The 5,738-nt window shown below is 70.5% G+C and carries 2 protein-coding genes; one reads left to right on the forward strand and one right to left on the reverse strand.

All coding sequences use genetic code 11. From position 1 onward, the window contains the following. Positions 1-931: 931 nt before the first annotated feature. Positions 932-2,599: a beta-N-acetylhexosaminidase gene (locus ABZU52_RS31730; RefSeq protein WP_354974603.1), complete on the reverse strand. Its 1,668-nt coding sequence runs from the start codon at positions 2,597-2,599 to the stop codon at positions 932-934. 316 nt (positions 2,600-2,915) lie between these two features. Between ABZU52_RS31730 and ppdK the strand changes: the two genes are divergently transcribed. Continuing rightward, the gene (gene ppdK, locus ABZU52_RS31735; protein ID WP_354974604.1) at positions 2,916-5,624 is read left to right on the forward strand and encodes a pyruvate, phosphate dikinase; all 2,709 of its coding nucleotides are present in this window, start codon (positions 2,916-2,918) and stop codon (positions 5,622-5,624) included. Positions 5,625-5,738 lie beyond the last annotated feature (114 nt).

Genomic DNA, 5,738 nt, shown 5'->3' on the forward strand with positions numbered 1-5,738 from the left:
GGCGCCGCCGGTGAAGGCGAGACCAGCAGCGGTCAGGGCGGTCTTACGGATCAGATCGGTACGCATGATGGCGTGCTCCTCTGCCTGTCGGGGGTACCCGCACACCACACCCAGGGGGGTGCGTGGTCGTGCGGGGAAAGTTCGTGCGTGGTGCTGCCCGGCGACCCGCTGAGAGGGTCGGCGTCGGGACGGGGTGTAACGGTTCGCGGCGGCGGATCATTCCGCCTGCCCGGGGGTCGGCTTGCGCCTGCCCGGGGGCCGGCTCGTTCCGCCTGCCTGCTCGTCGGCCGGTGGTGGTGCTCGGCCGTGCGGGGGATGTAACCGGGGCGGCCGGTCGGGTGTTCCCGGCGGCTGCCGTGGCCCCACGACCTGGACAGTCGCGGTGGCGTGCCAGGTATAACGACCCCGCCCGGCCCCCGATTCCGCCCCCGGAGTGACCCCGACCACCCGACACCCCAGGTCAAACCCGACAATCCGCCCGCCCCGCCGACCCGGCTAAACGGACACCACGGTCATCACGGCGTGATCGACTCGGGTTCCTGGAAGTCGCGGTGTCCGAGGGGCGGGGATACCCCGACTTCATGAAAACCGAGTCGATCAGGCCGGTCTGCGTCGTTCGGGCCGCCTGACCGGGCCGCCTCGGGGGCAGGGCATCGTGCGGACAACACCCCGACGGTGGTGAAACCGAATCGATCAAGACACCTGTCGGGTTGACGCTGCCCTGCGCAGACCTCGACCGACCTCCGCCGCGCCGAACCGACCTCCACCGGCCAACGAGGCACGACGCACGACGCACGACGCCCGCACAAGATCGTGCTCGATCCAGGAAAGAGGCCCCTCCCCATGCGGAGGAGGCCACTACAACAAGGATCGAGCACGATCATGCGGGCGCTACCGCCCAGCATCGGACAAACGGCCGGACGGCTGGGGCTCAGGGCGTGGTCGTGTCGGTTTGTGGCACGTTGCGCTGGGCGGGGATGGTTGGTGCGGCGGGCCAGGGGATCTCGGGCGCGCGGTGGAAGGTGATCCCGGCCGTTGTCCAGCGCGGGCCCTGGCCGGCCAGGCGGTCGCGGAAGTCGGCCCAGTCGTGGCTTGCCCGGGGTGACCAGCCCAGTTCGGCGATGGCCGGGAGGCGGGGTAGCAGGAGGAGCTCGATGTCGGCCAGCGAGGTGACCGACTCGGTCCAGAGCGGGGCCTCCACACCGAGCACAGCCTCGGCGGGTACGCCGGCGACGTGCGTACCAGGATCCCAGTCGTACGCCTTGCGCACGTCGATGAGGCCGGCCCAGTCTTGCCCGATCGGGGTGTCCGGGGCGTACTTCATGTCCAGGTAGGCGTGGTTGCCCGGGGAGACGATCAGTCGGGCGCCCCGGCGTACGGCGTCGACGGTGCTGGGGTCGTCGCCGTTCGTGCCCCACCATTGCAGGACCCGTCCGTCGAGGTGCGCGGCGGGCGCGAGCTGGTGCCAGCCGACGATGGTCTTGCCGAGGTCGGCCACGATGCGTTGGACCCGCTCGACGAAACCGGTGTAGACCTCGCCCTTGACCTTGAACGCCTCGTCGCCGCCGATGTGCAGCCAGGGGCCGGGGGTGAGCGCGGCCACCTCGGCCAACACGTCGGCGACGAAGTCGTATGTCCGCTCGTCGGCGGGGTCGACGTAGCTGAAGCCGACCTCGGTGCCGGTGTACGGCGGCGGTGCGATCTTGTCCGGTGCCAGCTCCGGGTACGCGACAAGCGCCGAGTTGGTGTGCCCCGGCAGGTCGATCTCGGGGACGACGGTGATGTGGCGGGCGGCCGCGTAGGTGACGATCCGCGCGTAGTCGGCCTTCGTGTAGTGCCCGCCGGGGCCGCCGCCGACCTCGGTCGCCCCGCTGATGGCGGTGAGCTTCGGCCAGGAGTCGACGGTGATCCGCCAGCCCTGGTCGTCGGTGAGGTGCAGGTGCAGGTGGTTGAGCTTGTAGCGGGCCAGGTGGTCGACCACCCGTAGCACGTCCTCGACGGCGAAGAAGTGCCGCGCGACGTCGAGCATCGCGCCCCGGTAGGGGAACCGGGGTGCGTCGGTGATGGTCCCGCCGGGCAGCGCCCAGCGTGCGGTGACCGGGCCGGGGCTCTCGATCGCCGCTGGCAACAGTTGGCGCAGCGTCTGTACGCCGTAGAAGAGGCCGGCGCCGGTGGCGGCGGTGACGCGTACCCCGCCGGTGGCGATGTCGAGCCGGTAGCCCTCCGCGCCGAGGTCGGCGCTGTCGTCGAGCACCAGGGCGATGGCGCCGGCGGGCTCCGGCGTGGTGGCGTCGGTGACTGGCAGCGGGTAGCCGGTGGCCGGGCGCAGGAGTTGGGCGAGCTGCTCGGCGACCGCCAGCGCGGCGGGCTCGGCGCTGGCCACGATGACCGCTTCGGCCGGGAGCACCCAGTCCGCGGTCGGGTTCGGCTGGACCTGCTGCGGGGCGGGAACGACGTCGGTCAGCCGGTGCGGGGCCGACGGGGCGAGCAGTTCGCCCGCCGCCCGCTCGGCGGCCTGGGCCAGCGTGGCCGCGTCCGGCTCACCGGCCGGCAGCGGCACGGGAACGGCGGTGGGGCCGGGGGAGGGGCTGGTCGACACGGCGGCGACTCCGGGGGTGTATTCGCGTCGGTTATGGCAAAAGTGAGGTTCACCGGCTGGCGTGCCGTCAAGCGTACGACGCGCGGCCGGGATGCGTGATGGTGCGCATGGAAGCGTTCCCAAAAACCGGTACGAACACGGATAGTCGTGATGGCTGTGCCAATTGTCACCGAACGGTCCCAGGTCACTCGATGTTCGCTTAACCTTCGCCCACCGATCGGCGTTGACCCCGGGATTACCGGCGGTCCGTCCCGGGGAAGAAGAAAACTGAACCTTCGTTAAGTGTCAATCCGGCGCGTGTGTTGTGGAGGCTCTGGTGGCAGCGCAAGAGACCGTCGATCACAAGTACGTCTACGACTTCTCCGAAGGCAACAAGGATCTCAAGGACCTGCTCGGCGGCAAGGGGGCGAACCTCGCCGAGATGACCAACCTGGGCCTGCCCGTTCCGCCGGGCTTCACCATCACCACCGAGGCGTGCCAGGCGTACCTCGCGACGGGACGGGAGCCGGACGGGCTCGCCGGTCAGATCGAGGCGCACCTGGAGGCGCTGGAGCGCGCGATGGGCAAGCGCCTCGGCGACCCGCGGGACCCACTGCTGGTGTCCGTCCGCTCCGGTGCCAAGTTTTCCATGCCCGGCATGATGGAGACCGTCCTCAACGTCGGCCTCAACGACCAGAGCGTGGTCGGGCTCTCCGCACAGGCGGGGGGCAACGACAGGTTCGCCTGGGACTCCTACCGGCGACTCATCCAGATGTTCGGCAAGACCGTCTGCGAGGTGCCGGGCGAGGAGTTCGAGCACGCGCTCGACGAGGCCAAGCACGCCAAGGGCACCCACAATGACCTGGATCTGGACGCCGACGACCTGCGTGGGCTGGTCGACGCGTACAAGAAGATCTTCTTGAAGCACACCGGTCGGGACTTCCCGCAGCAGCCACGCGAACAGCTCGACCTGGCCATCCGCGCGGTCTTCGAGTCGTGGAACGCCGAGCGCGCGGTGCTCTACCGCCGTCAGGAGCGCATCCCGGCCGACCTCGGCACCGCTGTCAACGTGGTGAGCATGGTCTTCGGCAACCTTGGCCCCGACTCCGGCACCGGGGTCGCGTTCACCCGTGACCCGGCCAGCGGCGCGCAGGGCATCTACGGCGACTACCTGGCCAATGCCCAGGGCGAGGACGTCGTCGCCGGCATCCGCAACACCGTGCCGCTGAACGAGCTGGAGCGGCTGGACAAGAAGTCCTACGACGAGCTGCTCGGGTACATGGCTCGGCTGGAGGAGCACTACAAGGACCTCTGCGACATCGAGTTCACCATCGAGCGCGGCAAGCTGTGGATGTTGCAGACCCGGGTCGGCAAGCGCACCGCCGCCGCCGCGTTCGTGATCGCCGGGCAGCTCGTCGACGAGGGCCTGATCGACCTGGACGAGGCGCTGCACCGGGTCAACGGCGCGCAACTGGCCCAGCTGATGTTCCCCCGTTTCCAGCTCGACCACGATTTCCAGCCGGTCGCCAAGGGCATCGGCGCGTCGCCCGGCGCGGCGTCCGGCACTGTGGTCTTCACCTCCGCCCGTGCCGTCGAGCTGGCCGCCGAGGGTGAGTCGGTGATCCTGGTGCGCCGGGAGACCAACCCGGACGACCTGAACGGCATGATCGCCGCGAAGGGCATCCTCACCTCGCGCGGCGGCAAGACCAGCCACGCCGCCGTGGTGGCCCGGGGGATGGGCAAGACCTGCGTCTCCGGCGCCGACGAGATCGAGGTGAACGTGCCGGCGAAGCGGTTCACAGTGGCCGGGCAGACCGTCACCGAGGGCGACGTGGTGTCCATCGACGGCACCACCGGCAAGGTCTACCTCGGCGAGGTGCCGGTCATGCCCTCCGAGGTCGTGCAGTACTTCGAGGGCAGCGTCGACCCCGAGCACATCGACAACGCGCTGGTCCGGGCCGTACACCGGATCATGACGCACGCCGACGGGAAGCGGCGGCTGGCGGTCCGCACGAACGCCGACACCGGCGCGGACGCCGCCCGGGCCCGGCGCTTCGGCGCCGAGGGCATCGGGCTGTGCCGCACCGAGCACATGTTCCTCGGCGATCGGCGGGAGCTGGTGGAGCGGCTGATCCTGGCGCGCGCCGCTGACGAGCGGGAGGCGGCGTTGGAAGCGCTGCTGCCGTTGCAGCGGGCCGACTTCGTGGAGATCTTCCGCGAGATGGACGGGCTGCCGGTCACCGTCCGGCTGATCGACCCGCCGTTGCACGAGTTCCTGCCGCCGCTGGAGCAGCTCGCCGTCAACGTGGCGGTCGCCCAGGAACGCGGCGAGGACGTGGCCAAGGAGGAGGCGCTGCTCGCCGCCGTCCGGCGGATGCACGAGGAGAACCCGATGCTCGGCCTGCGCGGCGTCCGCCTCGGCCTGGTCATCCCCGGCCTGTTCGCGATGCAGGTCCGGGCCATCGTCGAGGCCGCGGTCGAGTGCGCCCGACGCGGCGGCGATCCCAAGCCGGAGATCATGGTTCCGCTGGTCGGCGCGGTGCAGGAGCTGGAGACGGTACGCGCCGAGGCCGAGAAGATCATCGAGGAGGTGACCCGGGACAAGGCGGTCGAGGTGCTGATCGGCACCATGATCGAGGTGCCCCGGGCGGCGCTGACCGCCGGGCAGATCGCCGAGGCCGCCGAGTTCTTCTCCTTCGGCACCAACGACCTGACCCAGATGGGCTGGGGCTTCTCCCGCGACGACGTCGAGGGCGCGTTCTTCTGGCGCTACCTGGAGCTGGGCATCTTCGGTATCTCGCCGTTCGAGTCGATCGACCGTGACGGCGTCGGCCGGCTGGTGCGGATCGCCGCCGAGGAGGGTCGGGCCGCCCGGCCCGGGTTGAAGCTCGGCATCTGCGGTGAGCACGGTGGCGACCCGGACTCGGTGCACTTCTTCCACGAGGTCGGCCTGGACTACGTGTCCTGCTCGCCGTTCCGGGTGCCGGTGGCACGGCTGGAGGCCGGTCGGGCGGTCGTGGAGAGCGGCGGGTCGGACAGTCGCTGACGCGCGTCGGCGGCGACCACGACCACCAGTGGTGCAGATCCGTGTTCCGCGGCGACGCTGGCCAGACAGCTGGTCAGCGCGGCCTCGTCGGTCAGCCGGGCCAGCTGGTCCGAC

Source organism: Micromonospora sp. NPDC005220 (assembly GCF_040607895.1).
GTDB lineage: Bacteria > Actinomycetota > Actinomycetes > Mycobacteriales > Micromonosporaceae > Micromonospora.